We start from the raw sequence: 24,224 nt of genomic DNA, 5'->3' as shown, positions 1-24,224 counted from the left end.
AAAGAACATGATGAAGCTAAACAGGTTTTGGGCTATTTCCCGTAAAGAGTTTTTACATATTATACGCGATCCGCGAAGTCTGGGGATGGCTATCGCTATTCCAATGATTTTGTTAGTGCTTTTCGGATATGCACTTACTCTTGATGTTGACAGTGTACCGATAGTTGTTTGGGACCAGAACGAATCTGAGATGAGCAGGGAGTTTATAAGCCGGTTCACCGGTTCCCGTTACTTTTCGCTCAAAGCCCAGGTAAGCAATTACCGTGATATCGAAAGGGCGATAGATTCAGGTAAGGCATTCGCAGCTCTTATTATACCTACAGATTTCGATAGGAGAATCAACTCGGGCCGTAGGGTTTCCACACAGCTAATAGTGGACGGAAGCGACTCAAACACAGCGACTATTACAATTGGGTATGTTGATACTGTTGCCTTTAACTATTCCAGTGACCTCGTTATCAGACAGATTGAGCGCATCGGAGGATCACACGGGATTAGCAACCCTGTGGACCTTAGGCCCAGGGCATGGTTTAATGCCGACCTTGAATCAAAGAACTCCATTGTACCTGGCCTTATCGCAGTGATCATGATGGTAATTGCAGCACTTCTCACCTCTCTGACCGTTGCACGTGAATGGGAGCGGGGAACAATGGAGCAGCTTATATCAACGCCTGTCAGTGGAAGCGAACTCATATTCGGTAAGCTATTTCCTTATTTCGCTATTGGAATGTTTGATGTTCTGATCGCAGTTCTCATGGGAGAATTTTTGTTTCAGGTACCACTTCGTGGCAGTGCGGGACTTCTCTTTGCTATGGCAGCCATATTCCTTACCGGTGCACTTTCGTTGGGTATAGTGATAAGCATTCTGGCAAGAACACAGCTTCTGGCCAGCCAGCTTGCCATGGTAGTAACGTTTCTTCCGTCATTTCTTTTGTCCGGTTTTGTGTACGCAATTGACAATATGCCGCAAGCTATACAGGTAATGACATACTTCATTCCCGCAACGTATTTTGTGACGCTGCTTAAAGGTATCTATCTCAAAGGAGTAGGGCTGGAGGTTTTAATCTTGGAGGCGGTTTTGCTGACATTGTTTGGTATCGTAATGGTCATCCTCGCCAATGTTGGTTTCAACAAAAAACTTGAATAAAAGGTAACTCTTTTGTCTTTTGAAACTGGAAAATTGTCCTTTGTCGTGCGACGAGGTTCGTCGCACTACATGGTAGAGACAGGTTTCAAACCTGTCTCTACTTAGATATTTCAAGTGAGGAACGAGCAGCAACCGTTTATGACAAATGCTTCGCCACTACACTTACACTATACTGAAAGCAGCGTTATTATTGGAATTTTTCAAAAAAACTAAAGTGTTACAATAAAAGTGATAGAACGTATAAGACAAATCCTTATTAAAGAATTTATCCAGATGTTTCGGGACAGGAAGATGATGGGAATAATTTTTATCATGCCGGTACTCCAGACACTTGTGTTCGGATATGCTGTTACGACAGACGTTAGGAATATTACCACAGCAGTTTATGACCTTGACAATACTGTAGTCAGCCGTGAACTCACGGCACGTTTTGTCCAATCAGGCTATTTCAAGGTAATCGAATATGTAAGCGATGAAAGGCGTATATGGGAACTTGTTGACCGTGGTAAGGTAAGGGCGGTAATTCATATGAATGCTGGCTTTGCAGGGAATTTAAGGGCAGGCAGGTCTGTTCAATTGCAGTTAATTGTAGATGGAACCGATTCAAATACTGCCGGAGTAATACTTGATTACAGCGCAAAGATTGTTGCACAGTTTTCAAAAAAGATTCTTATAACCCGCCTTACTCTGGTCAAAGGCGCTTATCAAATGCCCGCTGGGGTCGATATGCAAACGCGTGCATGGTTCAATGAAAACCTCGAGAGCAGAAATTTTTATGTACCCGGAGTAATTGCAATCATTGTCATGCTTATTACCCTGATGCTGACCAGTATGGCCGTTGTACGGGAAAAAGAGATAGGGACTATTGAACAGATCATGGTTACCCCAATAAGACAAATTGAATTTATCCTGGGCAAAACAGTGCCTTTTGCACTCATAGGATTTGCAGATGTGATACTGATTACCGTGATAGGTGTTTTCTGGTTTGAAGTGCCTATCAGAGGCAACCTGTTTCTTCTTTTCTTTGCTACGGCTTTGTATATCATGACTACGCTTGGCATCGGACTATTCATTTCAACAGTAAGCCAGACACAGCAACAGGCAATGATGAGTACCTTCTTCTTTTATTTTCCTGCAGTATTACTTTCCGGATTTATGTTTCCAATAGCAAATATGCCCAGGGCAATCCAGTGGCTTACCTATCTGAATCCTCTCCGGTATTTCCTGGAAATTATTCGCGGAATCTTTCTTAAAGGAATCGGGACAGAAATTCTCTGGCCTCAAATGCTTGCTCTTATGGTTATGGGGATATTGACTCTTTGGTTTGCTTCCCGGAGATTTCAGAAAACCATGACATAGTGATAGCTAAAAGCATCGTAACACTTTAGTTTTTTGAAAAACGTATTGTCGATAAATTCAGTGCAAGCAACCTGTTTGTAGCAGGATAGGATGCTATTGTACAAAAGAACCCCTGAATCCCAATGTCATTAAGTTCAGAATTATTGTAACACTTTGGTTTAAAAAAAACGTATTGCCGATAAGCTCCGTAGGAGCAACCTGTTTGTAGATAGGATACCATAACAGATCGTAGAGACAGGTTTGAAACCTGTCTCTATAATCAGGAGCGGCCTGTCTTCCTGTCAATCATATACAGGCCGCTCCTACGGAGCTATTTACCTGTTGAATTTTATTGCGCTACAAACAGACCGCCCCTACAGGGGCTACATTGTTTTTTATATCCCCCCTTGGATTTTTCAAATAACTAAGGTGCTATGAATTATTTGATCAAAAACACCCCCCTTTTTCCCCCTTCGTAGAGACAGGTTTGAAATCTGTCTCTACTTTGCGGCCGTTTGTTTAACTTAATGACATTGCCCTGACTCCCCCAGCGGGGGGGACTAAAGGTAAGCACATATCAGGTTTATACGAGGGATGTAAATGCATTACCCCTATTTATTGACCACTACAGGAAATTATAATTTGTAGTGCGACGAACCTCATCGCACTACATTGTTGGAATTTTTCAAAATACTAAATTGTTACCTTTCTCGCCACTTCAAGAACCCCATCCATCCATACTTGATTGTGCCAATAATTAAGTATGGTGTCCCCTGAATATGACTAATGCATCTTGTTTTGTACAGTAGCAAAAAATTCCGCAGTTTGAGTATAGTTACCCGAATTCAATAATTAATGCTATCGCTCGTGAAGGTTAATCCTCTTTCTTTTGCCAGCGATTTTACCCATAGCCTGAATCTTTCGTTCATTTGAAAAGATGCTGAGCCAAAATCCTTGATTTCGAGTTCCTTCATTAATGAGATTACTGCCTGAAATGTACATAAATAATTTTTGGCAGATTGTTTTCTCAGGTGATATTCAGAGGCAGGAATTTCTCTTAATCCTATTTTCGGTAAATTCAGAAACAGTGGTTTGTGAAGCCATCTTCTCGCATTTCTCCAGCTTGTGTCCGGTACGAAAATATTCAGAGGCTTCCCCTTTTTTTCAATGATATTTTTACCGTCAATAGAAGGCGCCATGGGAAAGAGGATTACAGGCGTATAATCATTTCCTGCTATTTCCCGCTCAACCGCTCTTTCCCAGCCGTATTCTCCGATAAAAATAGCAGTGGTGTTTTCCAACATGATACGGATCAACCTTCCGGTATTGGATGGGATTCGCGACTCTTTTCTGCTTGTTAACAGGGTTATTTTGTGTTCGGTCCAGAGGGGAGGATTTTGGGGACAAATACAGTCCTGTAGTATTAAATGGCAATGAAAACATCTTTCACGAGGTGTTTTGGTCATCATTGTTAAAAGAGATAAAACTCCTAAGCTGGTGTAGCCATAACTAAACAGGGATGAGATAAGAAATGCGAAGCACGAAATACGAAATCCTAATGGCAAAAACGTTATCCGTATTTGGTAACATTTGTAACAATTTAGTTTTTTGAAAAGCCAATATATAAAAAAACAATATAACCCCGTTAGGGGTGATCTGTTTGTAGCTCTGTATTGTTTCGTATTTCGGGGTTCGTATTTAGAATTTATACGATGCAGCATCTCTACAATAAATTGTCAATTGTTAAACGTGAAGCGCCTATATGCCTATAACGGAAATGCCTGCCTTGTCAGCCTCTGCAAGGGTTTCTTCAATATCGAGAATAATAGTCCTGCCTGCTTCAAGGGCAAGGACGGAGGCGGAAGATTCTTTCAGGGTTTTAATGGTGTCAAGACCTACGGTAGGAATATCGAATCGCGGATCAAAATTTTGTTTGCAAACTTTTATGACAACAACATCGCTTCTCCCCAGTTTTCCGCCTCTGCGGATTGCTTCATCAGTACCTTCAAAGGCTTCCACCGCAAGAACTACTTTTTCCTTAACAACAATACACTGGCCGATGCCGTGTTTCGCAATTTCTTTTGCCAATGGAACTGCGAAATAAATATCTTCCATCTCTCTATCGGTGGGGTTTTTTTTGGTAAGTATGCCTTTTTTTGCGAGTAATTGAGGAACGTAAAGGGTGGAACTTTGCAATTCTATGCCGTCTTTCAACAACTCGTCAGCAACCGCTCCGAGCAGGGTCTGGTCGTCTCTTCTCTTTACGTTTTTATACCAGAGGTTAATTGTCCTTAAATCGGGAAGGAGTCTAAGATTTCGCAAAGAGGAAAACATATTGCCTTTCGTAAGACCGCCCGCCATGACTGCTTTGGAAACGTTTTCCTGTTTAAAAATTTTAATAAGTTTGCCAATCTGAGCGACGCCGATCCAGTAGAGTTTTTCCACATATTGCCCGACTTCCGGGGAGGTTTCCCCTTCAATAGCAACGGCTATAACCGGCACATTATTATTTTTTGCGCCTTTGGCAAACAGTATGGGGAATCTTCCGTTTCCTGCAATTAATCCGAGTTTTTCCATTTTTCTTCCAGTTGTTTTAATCTTTTATCAAGTGATTTCATATGTTCTTTCATTTCAGGCAATTTTTCAATGATTACGTAACATCGCCTCATTTTTTGAATGGGAAGCGCAGGCGTTCCCAGGTATGTTCCGTTGCCAGGGAGGTCTTGCGCCACTCCGGAATGCCCGCCAACGGTAACGTTGTCTCCAACGGTAATATGTCCGATAATGCCGACGCCGCCTGCAAGGGTCACGTGTTTTCCGATTTTTGCGGTGCCTGCAATGCCTACCTGTGAAACGATTACAGAATCTTCTCCGATTTCGACGTTATGAGAGATGACAACCTGGCTGTCAATTTTTGTTCCCCGCCTGATGATAGTTTGCCCCAGAGTTGCCCTGTTGATTGTTGTATTTGCACCAATATCAACGTCGTCTTCTATTACAGTATTGCCCGCCTGTGGTATTTTATAATAGCTCTGGCCATCAGGGGCATAGCCAAAGCCGCTGCTGCCGATTACCGTATTGCTGTGAATAGTGACTCTCCTGCCAATTACGGTATCGGGATAGATTACAACATTTGCATGGAGAACGGCATCATCGCCGATGGTACAGTTTTCTCCGATAAAAACACCGGGGAAAACAACCACGCGGTCGCCGATGCAGGCGTTTTCTCCTATCGTAACGTATGCCTGAATTGAAACGTCTTTGCCGATTTTTGCCGTATTTGCAATGCTTGTGGCGGAATCAATTCCTTTCACGTAGACCGGTTTTTTAAACATGAGTAATTCCACTATCCTTGCAAATGCAAGATAGGGGTTATTGCAGACCAGAAGGTTCTTTTTAGCGTTGATAAGTTTTGGCGAAACGATCACCGCGGAAGCCTTGGTATGATTCATTTTTTTAATGTATTTTTCATTGGCGACAAATGTGATGTGTCCTTCAGTTGCTTCATCAATGCCCATGATACCGTTTATGATGGTATTGGGATCGCCGGCAACTGTTCCCCCTACGTAATCAGCAAGTTCTTGCAGCGTTTTTTCCATTATGCAGTCTTTTTGTAATAAAATGTACAATTAAAAGGGTAACGATCAAAAAACTCCAGCCCATTATGCCGTTAATTAAGTTACGGTCTCCGAACAACCAACCTGATTCTGAATCAACGAAATCAAAAAAAAGCCTGTTTGCCTTAATAAAAAATATCCATCCGGCATGCAGTCCAATGGAGAGGTACAATGAATTTGTTTTCAAATAGGCGTACGAAAGCACCACGCCAACAATGAAGAGCCCAATAATTAGTGGAAGTGTCTCTGCAATAGTGAGAATAATATTGGCGAAAGATTGATATACTACAATAAAACCAATAAAGGGTTGAAAACCCGGAGTAACGAGTGAGTTCGCCTTGAAGAAGTGGAGCAATGCGTAAAACATACTGCAGAAACAAACGGCAAATAACACCTTCGTATCTCTTAAAATGCTTTGAAGGATAAATCCTCTGAAAATAAACTCTTCTACGCCGCCCACAACAACGGCGATTATTATCAAGGTGAAAACTTTACCGATCAAACTGCCGGGAGACATTGTTTCTATTTCAAAAGTAACAATTCCGTAAAAATATAAAAATGCGAAATAGAGAATACACATACCGGTGCTAATAAGAAATCCAATTTGCAATTTTTGCCAGCAGCCTTTACCGGGCTTTAAACCAATAGTACCAAAGGAAGGAAACATGAGTGATTTTCTCAATAAAAATATGCATAGAATGGCGACCGCCATGATAATGCGCCGCATGACTCTTGCAAAATTATAGTGACCATCTTCATAATCCAATAAATTAACGAAAAAAGAATTTGAGGGTAAAAATGAATCCAAAAATACTTTTACTACGGGTGCAATAATACTGCTTGCGAACACTATCAGCAGGAATAAGAGTAATATTTTTTTATATTGTTTAATATTGGCAAATGAAAACATGCAGAGATGATAGTTTTGTATATAAGAGTTGTCAACTGAAAATAAGCGTATGCGCAAGATTTGCTTCCTTTTTTTAAAGGCTCCTGCCAGAAGTCTGCCGGGGGGGATTTTTTAGTACCTTATCAGTAATTTCTTAGCATTTTTGGCAAAATATTTAATGGTGAAATTTGGTAACACTTTAGTCCTTGTACAATAGTCCTTGTACAATTAGTTAACCAAAAATCGGGAATGATCCTGCTCAAACTATGTCCTCCGCTGGCGGGGGTGCAGGGGGCATAAGCGCTAACTTGTTTTATTGACAAATTTTATTCATCATGGTATTTTTATTCATCATGGTATTTTTATATTAATTATCCCGCTAATCACTCTATAGGAGGATAAAGCCATGATGAGAGAAGATTGGGATCTTCTAAGAACTTTCTTCCCAAACGATTGGAAAAGTTTAGCCGTTGATACAAATGCTTTAAAAGGCTTGCGCAAGGATAAATCTGAAGAAAAGCTTCTTCGAACATTATTAATTCATTTAGGATGTGGCTATTCATTGCGTGAAACAGTAGTTCGAGCCAAGCGTGCTAACTTAGCAGATTTATCCGATGTTGCCTTATTAAAGCGATTAAAAAAGAGCAAAGAATGGCTATATAAATTATGTTTATCTTTATTCCGTGAGCGTGGCCTCCAAATTAATAAACGGAATAATTTTCATCTTCGCTTATTTGATGCAACAACAGTAAAGGAACCTGGGAAAACAGGAAGTCTTTGGCGCATTCATTATAGTATTGAGGTTCCTTCATTATCTTGCGATTTCTTTAAACTTACGGGAACTGAAGGAGAAGGCACAGGAGAATCTTTTCGGCAGTTTCCGATGAAAAAAGATGATTATATTATAGCTGACAGAGGTTACTGTACTGGCCAAGGAATTCATCATGCAACAAGGAAAGGCGCTTATCTTAGCGTTAGAGTTAATTCGCAATCTCTACGGATATTCGGCGAAGAAAAGAAACCCTTTCCTTTATTGAAAGAAATCCAATATTTAAAAAGACCCCTTGCTATAAAATCATGGAACGTTTTTATTCCAAACGTTGATAATACTGAATATGTCAAAGGTAGTCTTTGTATAATACGCAAAACAGAAGAAGCCATTAAAATAGCTCATAAAAAACTTAAAAGACATGCAAGCAAAAAGGGCATTGAACTAAAACCGGAGACCCTTATTTATGCCAAGTACGTAATAGTATTCACAACGTTTCCTGAAAATCAATTTACCGCTTTTGATATCTTAGAATGGTATCGAGTTCGATGGCAAATTGAACTGGTCTTTAAAAGATTTAAACAAATAGCACAATTTGGACACTTACCTAAATACGATGATGATAGCTCAAAAGCTTGGCTTTATGGCAAACTATTCGTTGCTCTTTTGACAGAAAAACTAATAGATTTTGCTACGTCTTTTTCCCCTTGGGGATACTTCATTGTCAAGCAAGAAGACTAAAAGCAAATGGCGTGAATTTGCTTTTATGCTTAATCAAGTAAAACGGGCTATAGAACCAGCGTTATCATTACAGGAAGTTCTTAAGTGCTGGAATGACATTGCTTGTTCTTTAGCAGAAAATACAAGAATCCGAAAAACACAGATATCAAAATACTTCGAGCATACCTAAAACAAGTTAGCGCTTATGGGTGCAGGGGGTGGACTGGATTTCTCCATCGATTCAACTACCCCCTTTGTTATGAAAACAAATCTGCCCCTCTTTCCCACGCTCTGCAGACTGGTCAAGTGGACAATTTTATCCTGATTCGTGACATGCATTCCCACGCAGACAGACTGGGTCAAATGAACTTTGTTGTCTCACAAGCGGGGGCAACTTATCACATTTTGCCTATTTCATGCTCAATTTATTACTGTTTTTCTATTAAAGTGGGAAATTCATATCGTGAAATAGGATAAAATTGCCCACTTGACCCAGTCTGAGAGCGTAGGAATGAGAAGAAAAACTTATGGCTATTCATGTTATAAACCTCCCAGATTTCCTCCGCAGACAATTCCACCTCCTTAATCCCCCGCCAGCGGGGGGACAGGCTTGCCACATTTTTTGCAGCTTTCATGCCCTTGTGGGGTTGATCCAGGTGCATTCCCGGTTTTTTTTGACTTCTGCCATGTTTTAATGAAACGTACAGTAGTATTAACCCGTGGCAGCGTTGTTTTGCCCCAATCACACAAACGGTTACAAAAAATCGGGAATGCACATTTCGCAAACAGGAGTTTGAGGACGAGTTGTACCTCAGTAGTTTAATAGATTATGCTGAATAGTTATAAAGAATTAATAAATTGTAATCTTCTTCGTTTTTTGTTTTAATGCCGCTTCAAAGGGGAAAAGGAATGCAATTTCCTGACCATATTCATGTAAAAAAGGAAAGATTTACGGCCAAATTTTGATTAAATCCAATCCGTCTACAAAAATCTAAGGGATTTAGTGATAGTGATCTCATAAAGATTCAAAAATTGGTAGAAGAAAATTAAAATTATTTCAGGACAAATGGAATGAGTGCTTTAGTGCTTGAACATGAATATCTGGCTCAAAAAGTTGTTTTTACAGAGAGTTCTTTTGTAGTTTATTTAAATGATGAGAGAAATATATCCGTTCCCATTATTTGGTTTCCTCGATTGCTGAACGGTAATAAACCAGAACGAGGAAACTATGAATTGATTGGAGATGGAGAAGGAATTCATTGGCCTGATCTTGATGAAGGTATTAGCTTCGAAGGCATATTAGCTGGTAGACGTTCCTGAGAAAGCCAGGAGTCTCTTGATAAATGGCTTAAAAAAAGAATCCGATAAGGAGTGACGGCGCTTTATAAATGCATCAGACAACGGATCGTTTCCGGAAGTGCTTTGAGAACCTTCCTGAACACTCTGCAAAGAGACGAAAAAAAGTTTTGCTGATTACATTCTTGGACAGCCTGTTTATTATTGACGAAATACAAAGATTTATTGATTTCTAAATGGAACAAATAAATCGTCATTTTAAAAGATTCGACGCTTTTACATTTTAGAGGAAAGCGAAGATTCCTAAAATTAAGTATGGTGTCCCCTGAATTACTCTTCTGATCTTGTACGATGATTTTATATAACCGTTTAAGGAGATTCGAAGATGCCAATTACCCAGTCACAAATTGAAAAAATCGTTTCTCTGGCTAAAAGTTACGGTGCAACCCGATTAATCCTTTTTGGAAGCATTATAGAGACTCCAACGCAAGCAAGGGATATTGATATTGCCTGTGACGGTGTTGCCGGTTGGAAGCTTTATGAACTGGCGGCAAGGCTGGAAGAAGAACTGCATGCACCGCTTGATCTTGTGCCTTTGAGTCCACCATCCCGATTCACCAAACACATCGAAAGTAAAGGGAGAATAATACTGTGATAGCCGATGAACTTAAAGAGGAAGTTTATATTGAGATAGAGCTAATCGAAGGTATTTTGCGAGAGATTACTTCTTTGCGCAATGACATCGCAGATCGTGAACCAACTACACGTGAAAAGACTGCCGCTGCTGCTTTTCTTGCCCAATTTTATGGTGGGATTGAAAATATCCTAAAACGCATTAGTAAATTTTATTCCATTCCTCTTCCCGCAGGCGATACCTGGCATATGGATTTGTTCAAGCGGTTTTGTGCCCCATCGCATACTCCTTTGCCAGAATTGTTTGATGAATTGCTATAGTCTGCTTTAGCGCCTTTTCGCAGGTTCAGACATGTCGTTTACCATAGTTATGGATTTCAATTGGAATGGGACCGTATGAAAGAAGGCATAGCAAATATTGAAAATGTGTGGGTGAGATTTAAATCAAATCTTTTTAATTACTTAAAAAATCTGGAATCAGAATAAGCCAAAAAATGGTGAAATAAAAATGTGAACAGAAAATACCGCCATTATTATATTAAAGTTATGTGGTGAAGGCGTTGAGTTAATATTCACGTAGCATTTTAGTTCTTTGAATAATTCCAATAATCCCGAAGGGATGAAATGATTATAGAAATTATGCGAAAAACCCATAATTAACCCCGAAGGGGTGATATCATTAAGTTGATCTACCGGCCGTAAAAGTCCCCCTTAGAAAAGGAGGAAATAGGGGGTTGTTTTTAATCAAATAACCTTAACTTAATGACATTGGGTTGTACCTGATCCCATAAATTTGTGCATGGAATTTCAAAGTAAGAATAGGGCAAACGGGCAGTATTTAGAATTTATCCGGGAAGGGATAAGGGATAGAAGCAACCCGGGGTTGAAAGCAGCGGGAAAGTGGATATTGGGCAGTGATGATTGGGTAAAGACAGTACTTAAAAGATAGGATAATTTTTCATCAAGAGAATTAAGCGGGGTAAAACCATTCAGGAAGGATATATCGGTTGACACGTTAGAGGAGCATGTTTGCAAAGAATTTGGGGTAAAAAGGGAAACGTTAGAAATGCCAATGTATAATAATATTGCCAGACAGATAATGCTATTTCTAGCGGTAAATCATGGTGGCATGACATTAAAAGAAATCAGTCAAAGGTATGGAGCACGGAGTTATTTTTCTGTGAGTAAAGCAGTCAGCCGTTTCCGTCAACGGCTTGCAAAGGATCATACAATACATAAACAATTCAAGAAAATATTCAGATATGACCCCCTTATTTTCTTTGTTAAGCGGTATTTATAATGGAGAAACTACCATTGACCAGTTGAAAAAATATGGCAATTTTGGCATTGGAACATTCAATGCCCTTGATGGTGAAATGGTAGTTGTAGGTGGAAATATTTATCAGGTAAAACATGATGGCCTGGTTATTACAGCCGGGAGTAGATTTTAAGACGTTTAAACTGGTTATGGACAATGCCGTTCCCACAAAAAATATTTTCTATGCCATTCAGATAAAGGGACGTTTTCGCGATATAAAATTGCGAAGTGTTCCGAAACAACATAAACCATACGCGCCGCTTTCTGCTATTATAAAGAAACAACCGCTTTTTTATTCGAAAAACATAGAGGGTACTATTGTTGGCTTTCGTTGTCCGCCGTTTGTTGAAGGATTAAATGTTCCGGGATATCACTTTCATTTCATAAGCAAAGACACCAAAATGGGCGGGCACGTTTTGGATTTTACGATAGAAGAGACAATGCTGCAAATAGACTATACACCAAAATTTTTCATGTTGCTGCCGGATAGTGAAGAATTCTATAAAGCCGATCAGACAATAAACAGAGAAGAGGAATTACAAAAAATATAAAAATAGACTTCCATAGGCTTATGGACATTAAAGAACGCAAAAATCACAGAGTGTATCTTCAGATTAGTTTACCTTGCCACTAAAAAAAAGGTGTTACGCAAAAAATCTATTAAGTAGGAGGAGGATTAACATGATTGAGTTTTTTCAGAATCTCTTTACCCAAGATTTTATGCCTCATGGGCAATGTCTACTATGGAGGCCTGAAATCTTATGGCTATTCGTAATCTCTGACGGCATTATTACCGCATCATACTATTCTATTCCTGTTGCACTATTTTACTTCGTGCGGAGGCGAGAAGACCTGGAGTTTAAGTGGATGTTCGTCATGTTTGGTTTATTCATTTTCTCATGTGGTTCCACTCATTTTCTGGATATCTGGACCCTATGGAGCCCTTCTTATAGGTTTGAAGGTGTCGTAAAGTTTCTTACGGCCATAGCATCCGCATCTACCGCCATAGCCATCTGGCCCCTTATTCCCAAGGCAATTGCACTACCGAGCCCTTCCCAACTAAGAAATGCAAACCTCGAAATGACGCGAGAAATGAATGGACGAAAGAAAGTGGAGAATGAGTTACGCACGTCTTACAAAAACCTTGAAGCTGCTAAACTCTTACAAGAACATGCCAACAGAGCCAAAACTCAATTCCTCTCAAATATGAGCCACGAGTTGCGTACACCGCTCAATGTTATCATTGGCTATACCGATCTTTTAAGTGAGCAATTGCCTGGAAAGCTCAATGAAAAACAGTTAAGATATATCGGTGAAATCAACAGTAGTGGAAAATTCCTGTTGTCTCTTATCAACGATTTGCTTGATATGTCCAAGATAGATGCGGGAGCAATGGAACTCGAACTGGAGGATGTTTCAATCGATGAACTAATTAATGGTATGGTATCCATGATGAGTCGTCAGTTTGTGAAGAAAAAGATAAAAGTGAAAATAATAATTGAACCGGAACTATCAGTTGTGATGGCTGATCTTAGGAAGTGTAAGCAGATTCTTATGAATTTACTCACAAACGCACTCAAGTTTACGCCAAAAGATGGACGGGTTGAAATTTGTGCTGTTAGTGACGGAGACTCCGGAGTCAAAATAGAAGTCAGGGATACCGGGATTGGGATCGCGGAAGATAAGATCGATAAGATTTTTTCTGAATTCTACCAGGCAGAGAATGTGATCGATGAACAACTTGGTGGTACAGGGATTGGGTTGGCCCTAACACGCCGACTGGTGGAACTACATGATGGGAAAATTGGCGTTGAGAGCAAATTGGGGAAGGGGAGTACCTTTTGGTTTACCCTACCACTGAAAAAATTACCGCGAGAAAAATCTTCCGAACAAAAAGAGGTGGGGAAAGTTTTAAAAGAAAATGGTGTATTTCCTACAGGGCGTCGCATACTAATAGTAGAGGATAACGAGCGTAATTTGGCGATGACCGTTGAAATGTTGGAGGTACATAACCACCAGGTAGTAGTTGCCAGAAACGGACAGGAGGCGATTGAGATGGCTAAACAGCATAAACCTGAATTGATTTTGATGGATATTCGGATGCCGGTAATGGATGGCCTGGAGGCAACTCAAAGGCTTCGAGCTATACCAGAATTTGTTAATACTCCTATTATCGCCATGACTGCCAGTACAGGTGCTGAAGCCGAAAAAACTTATCTTGCTAAGGGTTGCACCGCGCACCTGGCAAAACCTATCCATGTAAAGCAATTATATGCGGTTCTTAAAAAGTATTTAAGCGTTGAAAATTAACTAAGGGAAATTTCATGACAAATCCAGCAAGAGTTCTTATCGTTGAGGATAAAAAGACTAGCCGCGATATCCTAAACGAGAGGGTTAATGCACTTGGACATATTTCTATCCCCGCGGAGAATGGACTTTCTGCATTGGCTCAAATAAGAGAACAGCCTCCAGATCTCATCCTGCTTGATATAATGATGCCAGAAATGGATGGATACGAGGTTTTATGTCATTTGAAAGACAGCGCTTCATGGCGTCACATTCCTGTTATCATGATCTCAGCCATCGATGATATGAAAAGTATCATACGGTGTATTGAAAAAGGTGCGGACGACTACTTAACAAAACCTTATAATCCCGTATTGCTCAAGGCAAGAATCGGCTCTTGCTTGATGAAAAAGCGCCTGCATGATCAGGAAGAACAGTATCGCCATCTGCTTGAAAAAAAAGTACAGGAAAAAACCAGTGATCTTCAAAAAACAAATATTGCATTAGAAAAGGCATATAGATTGAAATCTGAATTTTTGGCAACAATGTCGCACGAACTTCGTACTCCGCTCAATGCAATTATTGGATTTGCGGAAGTCTTAAAGGATGGATTGGTTGGACCCATAAATGATGAACAAAGAGAATATGTAGACGATATTTACAGCAGCGGAAAACATTTACTCAACATGATTAACAACGTGTTAGACATTTCAAAGATTGAAGCGGGAAAATTAGAGCTAAAATATGAAGAAATTTGCGTGAAAGAAACAATAGATGACGTATTAAATACGGTGTCAGGAATTGCAAATAAGAAAAATATTACAATAAAGAATACTATCCAATCCGATATACCTACTTTCGTTGTAGATCAATTGAAATTAAAACAAATACTGTTTAATCTTTTATCTAATGCAATAAAATTTACCCCCAAAAATGGTAATGTGTGTATAGACACAACATTGAAAGATCTCTATGTACAATTTGCTATTGCAGATACAGGAATTGGTATAAAACAAGAAGATATAGAAAAAATATTTGAAGCATTCAGCCAAGTGGATTCTTCATTAGCACGGAATTATGAAGGGGCTGGCCTTAGTTTAGCGCTTACAAAACGTTTAGTTGAATTACATGGTGGTGAAATTTGGGTGGAGAGCTTTTATGGAAAAGGAAGTACTTTTACATTTATACTACCTCTACGACCTCCAAATCAAAAGGAAATGGGTTAACACCTTGAAAAGCGTCGTATACTAATAGCAAAGGATAACGAGCGTAATCTGGCGATGACCATTGAAATACTGGATGTAGATAACCTATCCATGTAAAGCAAATGTATGCAGTTATTAAAAAGTGTTTAAGCGTTGAAAATTTGCGGAGGGAAATTTCATGGCAAATCAGGCAAGAATTCTTATCGTTGAGGATAAAGAGTCTAACCGCAATATCCTAAACGAGAGGATTAATGAGCTTGGGCATATTTCTATCCTTGCAGAAAATGGACTATCTGCATTGGCTAAAGTAAGAGAACAGCCTCCGGATATCATTCTGCTTGATATAATGATGCCAGAAATGGATGGATACGAGGTATTGTGTCATTTGAAAGGCAATGCATCTTGGCGTCACATTCCTGTTATCATGATCTCAGCTATCGGTGATATGGATAGTATCGTACGTTGTATTGAAAAAGGTGCGGACGACTACTTAACAAAACCTTTTAATCCCGTATTGCTCAAGGCAAGAATTGACTCTTGCTTGATGAAAAAGCGCCTGCATGACCAGGAAGAGCAGTATCGCAAGCGGCTTGAAGACTATAACTTGGACTTGGAACGTCGTGTAAAAAAGGCGGCTCGTGTTGGTACTCAATATCTTCGCAACTATGTCTCTGATCTCCCCCGAAACTGGGCGGGCATATTAGCAATTATATTAGGAGTGGTGTATATCCTATCTTTTTTTTCATATTTTATCATAGGACTACTTTTATCCGAGGATTATATTCTGGAATATCTCCACAAGTTACATAAGGCAGCAATTGTTTCTTATATTCCCTTAGCATTTATAGTGGAAAGTTACTATATAGTCAGGGGGCTTGGAGAGAACAAGAAACCTTCTGAGTTAATCATTCACGTGTTGGTTAGTTTTTTTCTGTTTTCTATCCTGATCCTTGGAAATCATTTGGCTTTTAAGTGGTGGCTATCGCATATATGAAGAATAAAGTAAAAGAGGCCTAATCTTTAAAGATTGTCCGGGAACTTGGCCGCAAATGAAAATAAGAGGCAGCGCTCGAAGCGCTCAATCATGGACATCGTTCGCTAACCGACAAACAAGAGCGTTTTTAGAAGATTTTCCAGAAGAGACATAAAGCTATACCACGTAAAATTACTTTCATGACCTGATGGCCATCTTGCCTTAAACGCTCTACTATTTGCCGATCTACACTTTCATCTGCCAGACAGTTCAAGCTACCTCCTGAATAGGGAGACGAAGGGGTCGAATCTTTACCATTGACAAATATGTAATTGATAAAGAAGGGTTTGTGCGGTTCTCTGTCTTGATTTGATAATTCACATCCCTCTTCCAGATAAAAAAAACAATTTTTTTATCGCTTTTTGTTTTTATAATAATATAAATCGAAATTCAGACTTATTGGGGGTATATGGATATCAAAGGTAAAAGGCTGCTTAATGAAAGAAAATTCCTTAATTGCGAAAAATTAAGCGACGGGGGCAGAAAATATTGGTTGGAGATAAAAGGAAGGCATGGGTGGAAAGCAAGGTACGTTAAAGAAGTAGATGACAGGGAAGAAACCAAAAATCTTATCAGGAAATTTATGATAGTAATGGAAAATTGATTGAAATCCATGAAAAATATCCTGTGGATAAGGGTCATAAAAGAATGGGGGATGAAAAACAATGATTATATCAAGAAAGATGCTCGCCGGTATGCTTATAAAGTATCTTAACAGGGAGATGGATTTACCAAGTCTCGCAAGTTGGGCAGAAGAAATGATGATGAAAGATGCCGATTTTGAAAATGGGTATTTTGAACTTTTAAGAGATACCCTTGCGCGGATAGGGCTCGCAGATGTACGTGAATTTGGCCTAACATGGGACGATTGCTATGATTACCTGCACAGACTCGGATATGATGTAAGAGTCGAGGTATTTGAGACAATTTAAAAAGGACTTATGATTGAAAAATTGTGAAAAATGAATTCTCAGATAATCTGTAAAGGCGTACTCCAAGACTACAATTAACATGAGAAAAATACCATATCAGATATTAACCGATGAGAATGAGTAGCAGGGCCACCTTGTGATTTTGTTGGTAATCGGTTGATTCAAGGGACACCGTACTTAATTTGGGAAATTTTCATTCTTATTTTGTGGCCCCTTCAGACACCTGAGCGGGTTCAGATTTGCAAACCTAAATCCCCATGAGAGGAACAAAAGGGTCACATCTTAAATATTAAGTAAGAAGCCGAAGGGGTCGAATCTTTCAAATTGACAAATTACACTCGAAATAGACATGTTTTACGACGTGTCTTTGCTATCACGAAAGACTTGGATTGCTTGTAAAATCTTGATAAATAAGCCAAACGCCACAATTTAAAAAAATACATCAATTCCATCAGATGTTTATTATCTAACGGGGGTTGACCAACTGTGGAAAAACAGTTGCTATATAGTGTGAATAAAAAGAAAAGAAATGTTATCATAAAATAGGAGGTAAGAAAGTGCGTGTAAATGATATTCCGGAAATTACAAAACTGAGTACACCAGAAAAAATTCTATTGGTCGAAGACTTATGGGACAGCATCTCTTCGGATGGAATCTATGGTCACTGTCCCTAAGAGCCATATGGATGAATTAGACAGACGGCTCAAAAGACATGAATCAGCCGGTGGGAGGCTTTTATCTATTGAGGAACTTCAAGCAAGAATAGAAAAAAGGAAATGATATAAGAACTGCGTTTCCTTCCCGAAATTGAGGAAGATGTTTTTGGTGGTTATTTATGGTATGAAGCGAAGTCATCCGGACTTGGCGAAGATTTCCTGAGGGTATTTTATGCGGGTGTTGGTGAGATTCTTCGGAATCCACTTCTTTACCCGAAGATTTATTGAAAATTTCACCGTCGTTTACTCAGTGATTTCCGTATGCAATTTACTACCTGATAGAAGACAACAATATAATTGTGTTTGGGCTTTTTCATTGTGCGCGTGATCCCCATTCTATCCGATTAACACTTCAAGACAGAGAACCGCACAAACCCTAACCTTGAAGCCGGATGGGATCGAATCTTTATCATTGGTAAATATTTAATTGATAAAGATGTGACCCATCCCTCTTCTATGTTTTGATTTCAAGGGATAGTTTTGTAGTTATAGTCAAACAAATCAGATTTTCGAAATTTGCTCGCCAATAATTTGAAAATTTTCAGTTAAAAGAGTAGACAATTCATCTGTATACTCGTTAATATTTTTGAAAAAACTTAAACATTTGTTTTTAAACTTCTCATAAGTATCATAATACTTGTTATACAATATTTTTTTGCGAAAGAATTTCCATAATCTTTCAATGAGATTTAAATTGGGTGAATAGGAAGGGAGAAATTTGATCTTTATTCTCGAATTTGCAAGGTATTCTTTGACCAACTTAGACCTGTAATATTTAGCATTATCAGAGATTATGTAAATAGTACCGGCTTGAGCATACCTTGACTCTATTTCATGGAAAAGCTTTATTGTTGATTGAGCATTGATGCTTTCATCTTCCCGGATTGTTACTTCAAAGGTTTCTATGTCAATAGCACCGTTTAAATTTATTCTTTTCCTGCCGGTATTAGAGGGTATTTCCTTCTTTTTGCCTTTCTCTATCCAGCAATATGCAGACGTAGAATTGTGCTGTGGATGAACTCCATCCATAAAAAGTATCTTATCTCCAGGGGCTTTCTCTTCTTTGAGTTGTTTGTAGTTTTCGATAAATTCTTTTTGTTTTTCAGGGTTTGCTTTGCCTGGAACTATTGTGGTTTTCTTGTAAGTAAAGCCTAATCTATCGAGGGTATGTACCATTCCTTCGGGTGTATAGGTCTTATTGAATGTCTGTTTTACATATTCAACAATTTCTTTTGCCGCGCTATAGTTGTTTTTCCTGATATGATCTTTTAATTGTTCTTCTTGTTCGCAAGTGAGTTTTGGCATACAGCCAACATAATTGTCAGATAAAAGCCCGTCGAAACCTTTATCTTTGTATAGTTTTTCGTAATTCCTGATTGTTTGATCGTCTAACAAGAGCGCTTCTGCTACTTCTTCATAACTCCATCCTGAATCAAGAAGAAGTATAGCTTTGATTCGGTCGGCATGACGTCTATGAGGCTCTTTCTTATGTGCTTTTTTAAATTCTATTCGGGTTTTTTCACTGAGAAATGGATTCATGCAGAATTTAATACTCTAGAAACAATTCAAATGCAAGAAAAAAACAGGTTCTTCTAAAAATAAATGCTTTTTACTATATTACGAAGATGGATATTTTGAGGTAGAATAAGGGAGTGATGGAAATAGTAAAATCAATTAATGGTGTTCCAATCAGACTAACTGATGAGCGATGGGTTCACATAGTAGAAAACCATGATGATTTGGCAGGCTATTATGATGAAGTTCTAAATACTATTGAATCTCCTGATTATGTTGTTAAGGGTTATGCACAAGCACTGATCGCCCTGAAAGAATCAGGGGAAAACCGATTCCTTGCTGTTGTTTATAAGGAAACCAGTAATGATGATGGTTTTATAATAACTGCATATTTCACAAGTAAGATAAAACTTGAAAGAGAGGTGATTGTATGGCAACAACAAAAATAGAAAATACTTTAAAGGAAGTCTATGGGCTTGTTTCCCATTTCATAAAGATGCCGGAAACAAAAATGTGGGTGGATTACGACAAAGAAGCCGATGTTCTTTACATCAATTTTAAAAGACCCCAGAAGGCAACTGATTCAGAGATGCTTGAAAACGGGGTGTTGCTGAGGTATAAAGAAACTGAATTGGTTGGAATAACCGTATTGGAGGCTTCAAGAGGTAAAAGAAAGGAGAATACCTGCGGTAAGGGGATATGTTAGAGGCACATCAAGAGGGTGGAAAACTCATATTAACGGGGCCAAAGGGGTCGAATCTTTCAAATTGACAAACTACATTCGAAATAGACATGTTTTACGACGTGTCTTTGCTATCACGAAAGACTTGGGTTGCTTGTAAAATCTTGATAAATAAGCCAAACGCCACAATTTAAAAAAATACATCAATTCCATCAGATGTTTATTATCTAACGGGGTTGACCAACTGTGGAAAAACAGTTGCTGTATAGTGTGAATAAAAAGAAAAGAAATGTTATCATAAAACAAGAGGTAAGAAAGTGCGTGTAAGTGATATTCCGGAAATTATAAAACTGAGTACACCAGAAAAAATTCTATTGGTCGAAGACTTATGGGACAGCATCTCTTCGGATGAATCTATGGTCACTGTCCCTAAGAGCCATATGGATGAATTAGACAGACGGCTCAAAAGACATGAATCAGCCGGTGGGAGGCTTTTATCTATTGAGGAACTTCAAGCAAGAATAGAAAAAAGGAAATGATATAAGAACTGCGTTTCCTTCCCGAAATTGAGGAAGATGTTTTTGGTGGTTATTTATGGTATGAAGCGAAGTCATCCGGACTTGGCGAAGATTTCCTGAGGGTATTTTATGCGGGTGTTGGTGAGATTCTTCGGAAGCCACTTCTTTACCCGAAGATTTATAGAAAATTTCACCGTCGTTTACTCAGAAGATTTCCGTATGCAATTTACTACCTGATAGAAGACAACCATATAATCGTGTTTTGGCTCTTTCATTGTGCGCGTGATCCCCATTCTATCCGATTAACACTTCAAGACAGAGAACCGCACAAACCCTAACCTTGAAGCCGGATGGGATCGAATCTTTACCATTGACAAATATGTAATTGATAAAGATTTGATAATTCACATCCCTCTTCCGGAGAAAAAAAACAATTTTTTCATCGCTTTTTGTTTTTACAATAATATAAATCGAAATTCAGACTTATTGGGGGTATATGGATATCAAAGGTAAAAGGCTGCTTAATGAAAGAAAATTCCTTAATTGTGAAAAATTAAGCGACGGGGGCAGAAAATATTGGTTGGAGATAAAAGGAAGGCATGGGTGGAAAGCAAGGTATGTGAAAGAAGTAGATGACAGGGAAGAAACCAAAAATCTTATCAGGAAATTTATGATAGTAATGGAAAATTGATTGAAATCCATGAAAAATATCCTGTGGATAAGGGTCATAAAAGAATGGGGGATGAAAAACAATGATTATATCAAGAAAGATGCTCGCCGGTATGCTTATAAAGTATCTTAACAGGGAGATGGAGTTAACAAGTCTCGCAAGTTGGGCAGAAGAAATGATGATGAAAGATGCCGATTTTGAAAATGGGTATTTTGAACTTTTAAGAGATACCTTTGCGCGGATAGGGCTCGCAGATGTACGTGAATTTGGCCTAACATGGGACGATTGCTATGATTACCTGCACGGACTCGGATATGATGTAAGAGTCGAAGTATTTGAGACAATTTAAAAAGGACTTATTATTGAAAAATTGCGAAAAATGAATTCTCAGACAATCTGTAAAGGCGTCCCCCAAAACTACAAATAACATGAGAAAAATACCACACCAGATGTTAACTGATGAGAATGAGTAGCAGGGCTACCTTGTGATCTTGGTTGCTTCAGGGGACACCATACTTAATTTGGTAAATTTTCATTCTTATTTTGTGACCTCTTCAGACACCTGAGCGGGTTCAGATTTACAATCCAATGTCATTAAGTTAAGGATTATTTGAAAACAACCCCCTTTATCCCCCTTTTCTAAGGGGGACTTTTCTGGCTGGTAGCTTAACTTAAGAGAGCGCGAAGGGGTCGAATCTTTACCATTGACAAATATGTAATTGATAAAGATTTGATCCCATCCCTCTTGATATACAAGTTGTAAAGTTTATTATTTTACAATCCCTAAATAAGTTTGTAATAAAAGGTATAAGAAAGGAGAAAGAGTATGGCAACGATTAACAAAGAGCTTGAGGCGAAAATAAGGTCTTTGTCGGATATTGAGAAGCTTAAACTTGTCGATTCAATCCTAACGCAGCTTGACAGACCAGACCCGGAAATCGACCGTATCTGGGCTGAAGAAGCAAGGAATCGCTGGCAGGCGTACAAGGCAGGCAAATTAGAGACAGTTTCTTATGAAAATGTGATGAGCAAACATAGAGCCAGATGAAAATTCGCTTTCTAAAACCAGCACAAGCAGAGGTTGACGATGCAGTTTTATGGTATGATTCCCAATCTTTCGGTCTGGGTACACAATTTCTTGATGATTTAGACAGGGCTGTTCGAAGGATAGTTAGTTATCCATTGTCATGTCCAGCAATTGAGCCAAATCTCAGGCGCTGCCTGCTTTCAAGATTTCCATATGGACTTATTTATGGTGTTGGCGCCGATACAATTATAGTTGTGGCCGTTTCACATCTCCATCGTGAGCCGAGATATTGGATTAATAGAATACTTAACGAAGGTAAATAAGTTGTAGAGAGCGAAAGGATCACATCTTAAAGATCATTATGTAATATGCTATTATAAACAACAATTCAGGAGGAACAATTATGATTCCAAAAGAACAAGTACTTAAAGCAATTCAAGATCTTCCACAAGATGCTTCTATTGAAGACGCTATGGAAAAATTGTATCTCATTTATAAAGTAGATAGAGGTATTAAACAAGCTGATTCAGGGCAAAAAATTTCTCATGAGGAAGCAAAAAAGAGAATGGAAAAATGGTTAAAGTAACATGGACAGATCAAGCTTTAGATGATTTGGACTCTATTTGTCTCTTTATTGCGCGTGACTCTATTCAATATGCAAAGTTGTTTGCAATTAGAGCATTTGAGGCAACAGATCGTCTTGAACTCTTTCCAAAATCAGGCAGAGTTGTTCCCGAAATAAATCGTGAAGATATTAAGGAAATTTATTAGGTAACTACAGAATTATTTATCGTATAGTTGCTGAGGAAGTTGAGGTTCTTACTATTCATCATGGAGCAAAACCCGTTGAATTTAATACCTGAATCTTGCACAAGAGAGAAAAAAAGAGAGCGCGAAGGGGGTCGAATCTTTACCATTGACAAATATGTAATTGATAAAGATTTGATTTCATTCCTCCAGATTGATAGCCCAGACCCGGAAATCGACCGTATCTGGGCTGAAGAAGCAAGGAATCGCTGTCAGGCATACAAGACAGGCAAATTCGAGACAGTTTCTTATGAAAATGTGATGAGCAAACAGTCGTCATGTCGCACTTGTGACACCCGAAAACGATGAAAATTCATAAGCACTTGTATAATCAGCACTTAATTTTGAATTTTCGAGTTTAGCAAGATTGATAGAAAATAAAGTAATCATAAGGGAGGGAATTATGCGTAAATCAATTGTGATAAACGAAGATCAGTTATTTACTGATTTTAAAAAACTATCCACAGAACGTAAAAAAGAAGTGGCAGATTTCATTGCCTATCTTAAAGTTAAAGAAGAAATCGAAGTTACAAAGGAAATTCTCAAAGATAAGGATTTACTTAAAAGTATTATGAGAGGTGATGAGGATTTTAAAGCAGGCCGATTTAAAAAGTGGTCTGAGGTAAAAGAGAATGTATGAAGCCCTCATTTCGCATGAAGCAGGAAAATATTATAAAAAACAGGATAAAGGTACTAAGCGAAGATTAAATAAATGCATAGACGACCTCAGTAGAGAACCGCTTTTCGGACAGCATATCAAGAAACTATACGGTGAACTTGAAGGGAAACTTAGATATCGAATGGGCAATATCAGAATTGTGTATGAAGTCAATATTAAAGACAAAACCATTGAGATTAAATCCGTCAGGGGCAGAGGAGATATTTTACAAATAAGGGTCACAGATAGATGGGGGATCACCTTGATACCTCTGTTATCAAGTTCCTTTTTGCGGATGATGTGCCAGAATTCCGGAGAGCGAGAGACGAAAGACGAAGGATGTCCGTCGTCTCTCGTCCATCATTCGTCGTCCCTCATCGTGCGGAAAACAGCGCTATTATTGGAATTTTCGAAAAACTAAAGTGTTACAGAATATGTCGTTTGAGGA

The 24,224-nt window shown here is 38.8% G+C and carries 31 protein-coding genes and 1 pseudogene; 27 read left to right on the top strand and 5 right to left on the bottom strand.

The features are described from left to right. The first annotated feature begins 10 nt into the window (after positions 1–10). Both KSMBR1_RS19315 and KSMBR1_RS19310 read left to right on the top strand, forming a co-directional pair. Positions 11–1,147 carry an ABC transporter permease gene (locus tag KSMBR1_RS19315; RefSeq protein WP_099327134.1) on the top strand — a complete coding sequence of 379 codons (1,137 nt, stop codon included), beginning with the start codon at positions 11–13 and terminating at the stop codon, positions 1,145–1,147. A gap of 228 nt (positions 1,148–1,375) precedes the next feature. Next, complete coding sequence (locus tag KSMBR1_RS19310; RefSeq protein ID WP_099326760.1) at positions 1,376–2,506, top strand: ABC transporter permease; 1,131 nt, start codon at positions 1,376–1,378, stop codon at positions 2,504–2,506. 824 nt (positions 2,507–3,330) lie between these two features. Here the strand turns inward: KSMBR1_RS19310 and KSMBR1_RS19305 are convergent. The 4 genes from KSMBR1_RS19305 to KSMBR1_RS19290 form a co-directional block, all read right to left on the bottom strand. Next, a complete protein-coding gene (locus KSMBR1_RS19305; protein WP_230405805.1) occupies positions 3,331–3,951 on the bottom strand; it encodes a tRNA-uridine aminocarboxypropyltransferase in 621 nt (206 codons plus the stop codon). A 292-nt stretch (positions 3,952–4,243) separates the two neighbouring features. Continuing rightward, positions 4,244–5,062 (bottom strand): LpxI family protein, encoded by an 819-nt coding sequence (locus KSMBR1_RS19300; RefSeq protein WP_099326758.1) that lies wholly within the window; start codon positions 5,060–5,062, stop codon positions 4,244–4,246. Further along, on the bottom strand, positions 5,044–6,084 hold the full coding sequence (gene lpxD, locus KSMBR1_RS19295) for a UDP-3-O-(3-hydroxymyristoyl)glucosamine N-acyltransferase (RefSeq protein WP_099326757.1): 1,041 nt from the start codon (positions 6,082–6,084) through the stop codon (positions 5,044–5,046). Before lpxD ends, KSMBR1_RS19300 begins: the two co-directional genes overlap by 19 nt. After that, positions 6,056–7,069: a CPBP family intramembrane glutamic endopeptidase gene (locus KSMBR1_RS19290; RefSeq protein ID WP_157820738.1), complete on the bottom strand. Its 1,014-nt coding sequence runs from the start codon at positions 7,067–7,069 to the stop codon at positions 6,056–6,058. The genes lpxD and KSMBR1_RS19290 overlap by 29 nt, the downstream gene beginning before the upstream one ends. A 328-nt stretch (positions 7,070–7,397) precedes the next feature. Between KSMBR1_RS19290 and KSMBR1_RS19285 the strand changes: the two genes are divergently transcribed. From KSMBR1_RS19285 to KSMBR1_RS23765, 13 genes and pseudogenes are all read left to right on the top strand, one after another. Then, entirely contained in the window at positions 7,398–8,501 is a 1,104-nt protein-coding gene (locus KSMBR1_RS19285; RefSeq protein WP_099326755.1) for an IS4-like element ISCku3 family transposase, read from the top strand. A 1,050-nt stretch (positions 8,502–9,551) separates the two neighbouring features. Beyond that, positions 9,552–9,800, top strand: coding sequence for a DUF2442 domain-containing protein (locus KSMBR1_RS19275; RefSeq protein WP_099326753.1), 249 nt, complete (start codon positions 9,552–9,554; stop codon positions 9,798–9,800). 361 nt (positions 9,801–10,161) lie between these two features. Further along, entirely contained in the window at positions 10,162–10,431 is a 270-nt protein-coding gene (locus tag KSMBR1_RS19270) for a nucleotidyltransferase family protein (protein ID WP_099326752.1), read from the top strand. After that, positions 10,428–10,895 (top strand): annotated as a pseudogene (locus KSMBR1_RS22910) (ribonuclease toxin HepT-like protein). Before KSMBR1_RS19270 ends, KSMBR1_RS22910 begins: the two are co-directional and overlap by 4 nt. A 313-nt stretch (positions 10,896–11,208) precedes the next feature. Next, positions 11,209–11,358 carry a hypothetical protein gene (locus KSMBR1_RS21340; RefSeq protein WP_157820737.1) on the top strand — a complete coding sequence of 50 codons (150 nt, stop codon included), beginning with the start codon at positions 11,209–11,211 and terminating at the stop codon, positions 11,356–11,358. A 313-nt stretch (positions 11,359–11,671) separates the two neighbouring features. Then, a complete protein-coding gene (locus KSMBR1_RS19260) occupies positions 11,672–11,860 on the top strand; it encodes an acetolactate decarboxylase (RefSeq protein ID WP_099326751.1) in 189 nt (62 codons plus the stop codon). Then, entirely contained in the window at positions 11,823–12,278 is a 456-nt protein-coding gene (locus KSMBR1_RS19255) for an acetolactate decarboxylase (protein ID WP_099326750.1), read from the top strand. The genes KSMBR1_RS19260 and KSMBR1_RS19255 overlap by 38 nt, the downstream gene beginning before the upstream one ends. Positions 12,279–12,408: 130 nt before the next feature. Beyond that, on the top strand, positions 12,409–14,037 hold the full coding sequence (locus KSMBR1_RS19250) for an ATP-binding protein (protein WP_099326749.1): 1,629 nt from the start codon (positions 12,409–12,411) through the stop codon (positions 14,035–14,037). A gap of 14 nt (positions 14,038–14,051) precedes the next feature. Further along, a complete protein-coding gene (locus KSMBR1_RS19245) occupies positions 14,052–15,239 on the top strand; it encodes an ATP-binding response regulator (RefSeq protein WP_230405665.1) in 1,188 nt (395 codons plus the stop codon). A 157-nt stretch (positions 15,240–15,396) separates the two neighbouring features. Beyond that, positions 15,397–16,212 carry a response regulator gene (locus tag KSMBR1_RS19240; protein ID WP_099326748.1) on the top strand — a complete coding sequence of 272 codons (816 nt, stop codon included), beginning with the start codon at positions 15,397–15,399 and terminating at the stop codon, positions 16,210–16,212. Positions 16,213–16,660: 448 nt separating this feature from the next. Continuing rightward, entirely contained in the window at positions 16,661–16,855 is a 195-nt protein-coding gene (locus KSMBR1_RS19235; protein ID WP_197705262.1) for a hypothetical protein, read from the top strand. A gap of 61 nt (positions 16,856–16,916) precedes the next feature. Then, positions 16,917–17,183, top strand: a complete 267-nt coding sequence (locus KSMBR1_RS19230) for a hypothetical protein (RefSeq protein WP_099326747.1) — start codon at positions 16,917–16,919, stop codon at positions 17,181–17,183. Positions 17,184–17,740: 557 nt separating this feature from the next. Beyond that, positions 17,741–17,857: an addiction module protein gene (locus tag KSMBR1_RS23765; RefSeq protein ID WP_197705264.1), complete on the top strand. Its 117-nt coding sequence runs from the start codon at positions 17,741–17,743 to the stop codon at positions 17,855–17,857. 543 nt (positions 17,858–18,400) lie between these two features. On the opposite strand, the gene KSMBR1_RS19220 is transcribed toward KSMBR1_RS23765, so the two are convergent. After that, positions 18,401–19,438 carry an IS630 family transposase gene (locus tag KSMBR1_RS19220; RefSeq protein ID WP_099326746.1) on the bottom strand — a complete coding sequence of 346 codons (1,038 nt, stop codon included), beginning with the start codon at positions 19,436–19,438 and terminating at the stop codon, positions 18,401–18,403. A 116-nt stretch (positions 19,439–19,554) separates the two neighbouring features. Between KSMBR1_RS19220 and KSMBR1_RS19215 the strand changes: the two genes are divergently transcribed. From KSMBR1_RS19215 to KSMBR1_RS19160, 12 genes are all read left to right on the top strand, one after another. Further along, positions 19,555–19,863, top strand: coding sequence for a hypothetical protein (locus KSMBR1_RS19215; protein ID WP_099326745.1), 309 nt, complete (start codon positions 19,555–19,557; stop codon positions 19,861–19,863). Beyond that, positions 19,845–20,120, top strand: coding sequence for a DUF2283 domain-containing protein (locus KSMBR1_RS19210; RefSeq protein ID WP_197705263.1), 276 nt, complete (start codon positions 19,845–19,847; stop codon positions 20,118–20,120). Before KSMBR1_RS19215 ends, KSMBR1_RS19210 begins: the two co-directional genes overlap by 19 nt. Before the next feature lie 293 nt (positions 20,121–20,413). Further along, positions 20,414–20,635 (top strand): addiction module protein, encoded by a 222-nt coding sequence (locus KSMBR1_RS19205; RefSeq protein WP_099326744.1) that lies wholly within the window; start codon positions 20,414–20,416, stop codon positions 20,633–20,635. Positions 20,636–21,110: 475 nt separating this feature from the next. After that, complete coding sequence (locus KSMBR1_RS19200) at positions 21,111–21,305, top strand: hypothetical protein (protein WP_197705262.1); 195 nt, start codon at positions 21,111–21,113, stop codon at positions 21,303–21,305. Positions 21,306–21,366: 61 nt separating this feature from the next. Next, a complete protein-coding gene (locus KSMBR1_RS19195) occupies positions 21,367–21,633 on the top strand; it encodes a hypothetical protein (RefSeq protein ID WP_099326743.1) in 267 nt (88 codons plus the stop codon). A 477-nt stretch (positions 21,634–22,110) separates the two neighbouring features. Further along, positions 22,111–22,332 carry an addiction module protein gene (locus tag KSMBR1_RS19190; RefSeq protein WP_099326742.1) on the top strand — a complete coding sequence of 74 codons (222 nt, stop codon included), beginning with the start codon at positions 22,111–22,113 and terminating at the stop codon, positions 22,330–22,332. Further along, a complete protein-coding gene (locus KSMBR1_RS19185) occupies positions 22,329–22,634 on the top strand; it encodes a type II toxin-antitoxin system RelE/ParE family toxin (protein ID WP_099326741.1) in 306 nt (101 codons plus the stop codon). Before KSMBR1_RS19190 ends, KSMBR1_RS19185 begins: the two co-directional genes overlap by 4 nt. 80 nt (positions 22,635–22,714) lie before the next feature. Next, the gene (locus tag KSMBR1_RS19180) at positions 22,715–22,897 is read left to right on the top strand and encodes a hypothetical protein (protein WP_099326740.1); all 183 of its coding nucleotides are present in this window, start codon (positions 22,715–22,717) and stop codon (positions 22,895–22,897) included. After that, entirely contained in the window at positions 22,885–23,082 is a 198-nt protein-coding gene (locus tag KSMBR1_RS19175; protein WP_197705261.1) for a type II toxin-antitoxin system RelE/ParE family toxin, read from the top strand. Before KSMBR1_RS19180 ends, KSMBR1_RS19175 begins: the two co-directional genes overlap by 13 nt. A 75-nt stretch (positions 23,083–23,157) precedes the next feature. Continuing rightward, on the top strand, positions 23,158–23,427 hold the full coding sequence (locus KSMBR1_RS19170; protein WP_197705260.1) for an addiction module protein: 270 nt from the start codon (positions 23,158–23,160) through the stop codon (positions 23,425–23,427). Positions 23,428–23,521: 94 nt separating this feature from the next. Then, entirely contained in the window at positions 23,522–23,758 is a 237-nt protein-coding gene (locus tag KSMBR1_RS19165; RefSeq protein WP_099326738.1) for a hypothetical protein, read from the top strand. Continuing rightward, complete coding sequence (locus KSMBR1_RS19160; protein WP_099326737.1) at positions 23,751–24,197, top strand: type II toxin-antitoxin system RelE family toxin; 447 nt, start codon at positions 23,751–23,753, stop codon at positions 24,195–24,197. The genes KSMBR1_RS19165 and KSMBR1_RS19160 overlap by 8 nt, the downstream gene beginning before the upstream one ends. The last annotated feature ends 27 nt before the right edge of the window (positions 24,198–24,224 follow it).

It is taken from the genome of Candidatus Kuenenia stuttgartiensis, from assembly GCF_900232105.1.
GTDB classification, from domain to species: Bacteria; Planctomycetota; Brocadiia; order Brocadiales; family Brocadiaceae; genus Kuenenia; species Kuenenia stuttgartiensis_A.
The sequence above is the reverse complement of the archived record's forward strand: the minus strand, read 5'-3'. Positions and strand labels throughout refer to the sequence as shown.

What these genes read in the sequence shown, in the direction of transcription:
- lpxD (WP_099326757.1), bottom strand. Translation starts at nt 6,084, where the DNA reads ATGGAAAAAACGCTGCAAGAACTTGCTGATTACGTAGGGGGAACAGTT.
- KSMBR1_RS19165 (WP_099326738.1), top strand. Translation starts at nt 23,522, where the DNA reads ATGCGTAAATCAATTGTGATAAACGAAGATCAGTTATTTACTGATTTT.
- KSMBR1_RS19195 (WP_099326743.1), top strand. Translation starts at nt 21,367, where the DNA reads ATGATTATATCAAGAAAGATGCTCGCCGGTATGCTTATAAAGTATCTT.
- KSMBR1_RS19200 (WP_197705262.1), top strand. Translation starts at nt 21,111, where the DNA reads ATGGATATCAAAGGTAAAAGGCTGCTTAATGAAAGAAAATTCCTTAAT.
- KSMBR1_RS19260 (WP_099326751.1), top strand. Translation starts at nt 11,672, where the DNA reads ATGACCCCCTTATTTTCTTTGTTAAGCGGTATTTATAATGGAGAAACT.
- KSMBR1_RS19160 (WP_099326737.1), top strand. Translation starts at nt 23,751, where the DNA reads ATGTATGAAGCCCTCATTTCGCATGAAGCAGGAAAATATTATAAAAAA.
- KSMBR1_RS19240 (WP_099326748.1), top strand. Translation starts at nt 15,397, where the DNA reads ATGGCAAATCAGGCAAGAATTCTTATCGTTGAGGATAAAGAGTCTAAC.
- KSMBR1_RS19315 (WP_099327134.1), top strand. Translation starts at nt 11, where the DNA reads ATGAAGCTAAACAGGTTTTGGGCTATTTCCCGTAAAGAGTTTTTACAT.
- KSMBR1_RS19250 (WP_099326749.1), top strand. Translation starts at nt 12,409, where the DNA reads ATGATTGAGTTTTTTCAGAATCTCTTTACCCAAGATTTTATGCCTCAT.
- KSMBR1_RS19190 (WP_099326742.1), top strand. Translation starts at nt 22,111, where the DNA reads ATGGCAACGATTAACAAAGAGCTTGAGGCGAAAATAAGGTCTTTGTCG.
- KSMBR1_RS19285 (WP_099326755.1), top strand. Translation starts at nt 7,398, where the DNA reads ATGATGAGAGAAGATTGGGATCTTCTAAGAACTTTCTTCCCAAACGAT.
- KSMBR1_RS19210 (WP_197705263.1), top strand. Translation starts at nt 19,845, where the DNA reads ATGGCAACAACAAAAATAGAAAATACTTTAAAGGAAGTCTATGGGCTT.
- KSMBR1_RS19180 (WP_099326740.1), top strand. Translation starts at nt 22,715, where the DNA reads ATGATTCCAAAAGAACAAGTACTTAAAGCAATTCAAGATCTTCCACAA.
- KSMBR1_RS19175 (WP_197705261.1), top strand. Translation starts at nt 22,885, where the DNA reads ATGGTTAAAGTAACATGGACAGATCAAGCTTTAGATGATTTGGACTCT.
- KSMBR1_RS19220 (WP_099326746.1), bottom strand. Translation starts at nt 19,438, where the DNA reads ATGAATCCATTTCTCAGTGAAAAAACCCGAATAGAATTTAAAAAAGCA.
- KSMBR1_RS19305 (WP_230405805.1), bottom strand. Translation starts at nt 3,951, where the DNA reads ATGACCAAAACACCTCGTGAAAGATGTTTTCATTGCCATTTAATACTA.
- KSMBR1_RS21340 (WP_157820737.1), top strand. Translation starts at nt 11,209, where the DNA reads ATGGAATTTCAAAGTAAGAATAGGGCAAACGGGCAGTATTTAGAATTT.
- KSMBR1_RS19245 (WP_230405665.1), top strand. Translation starts at nt 14,052, where the DNA reads ATGACAAATCCAGCAAGAGTTCTTATCGTTGAGGATAAAAAGACTAGC.
- KSMBR1_RS19230 (WP_099326747.1), top strand. Translation starts at nt 16,917, where the DNA reads ATGATTATATCAAGAAAGATGCTCGCCGGTATGCTTATAAAGTATCTT.
- KSMBR1_RS19235 (WP_197705262.1), top strand. Translation starts at nt 16,661, where the DNA reads ATGGATATCAAAGGTAAAAGGCTGCTTAATGAAAGAAAATTCCTTAAT.
- KSMBR1_RS19300 (WP_099326758.1), bottom strand. Translation starts at nt 5,062, where the DNA reads ATGGAAAAACTCGGATTAATTGCAGGAAACGGAAGATTCCCCATACTG.
- KSMBR1_RS19270 (WP_099326752.1), top strand. Translation starts at nt 10,162, where the DNA reads ATGCCAATTACCCAGTCACAAATTGAAAAAATCGTTTCTCTGGCTAAA.
- KSMBR1_RS19215 (WP_099326745.1), top strand. Translation starts at nt 19,555, where the DNA reads ATGGAAATAGTAAAATCAATTAATGGTGTTCCAATCAGACTAACTGAT.
- KSMBR1_RS19185 (WP_099326741.1), top strand. Translation starts at nt 22,329, where the DNA reads ATGAAAATTCGCTTTCTAAAACCAGCACAAGCAGAGGTTGACGATGCA.
- KSMBR1_RS19275 (WP_099326753.1), top strand. Translation starts at nt 9,552, where the DNA reads ATGAGTGCTTTAGTGCTTGAACATGAATATCTGGCTCAAAAAGTTGTT.
- KSMBR1_RS19255 (WP_099326750.1), top strand. Translation starts at nt 11,823, where the DNA reads ATGATGGCCTGGTTATTACAGCCGGGAGTAGATTTTAAGACGTTTAAA.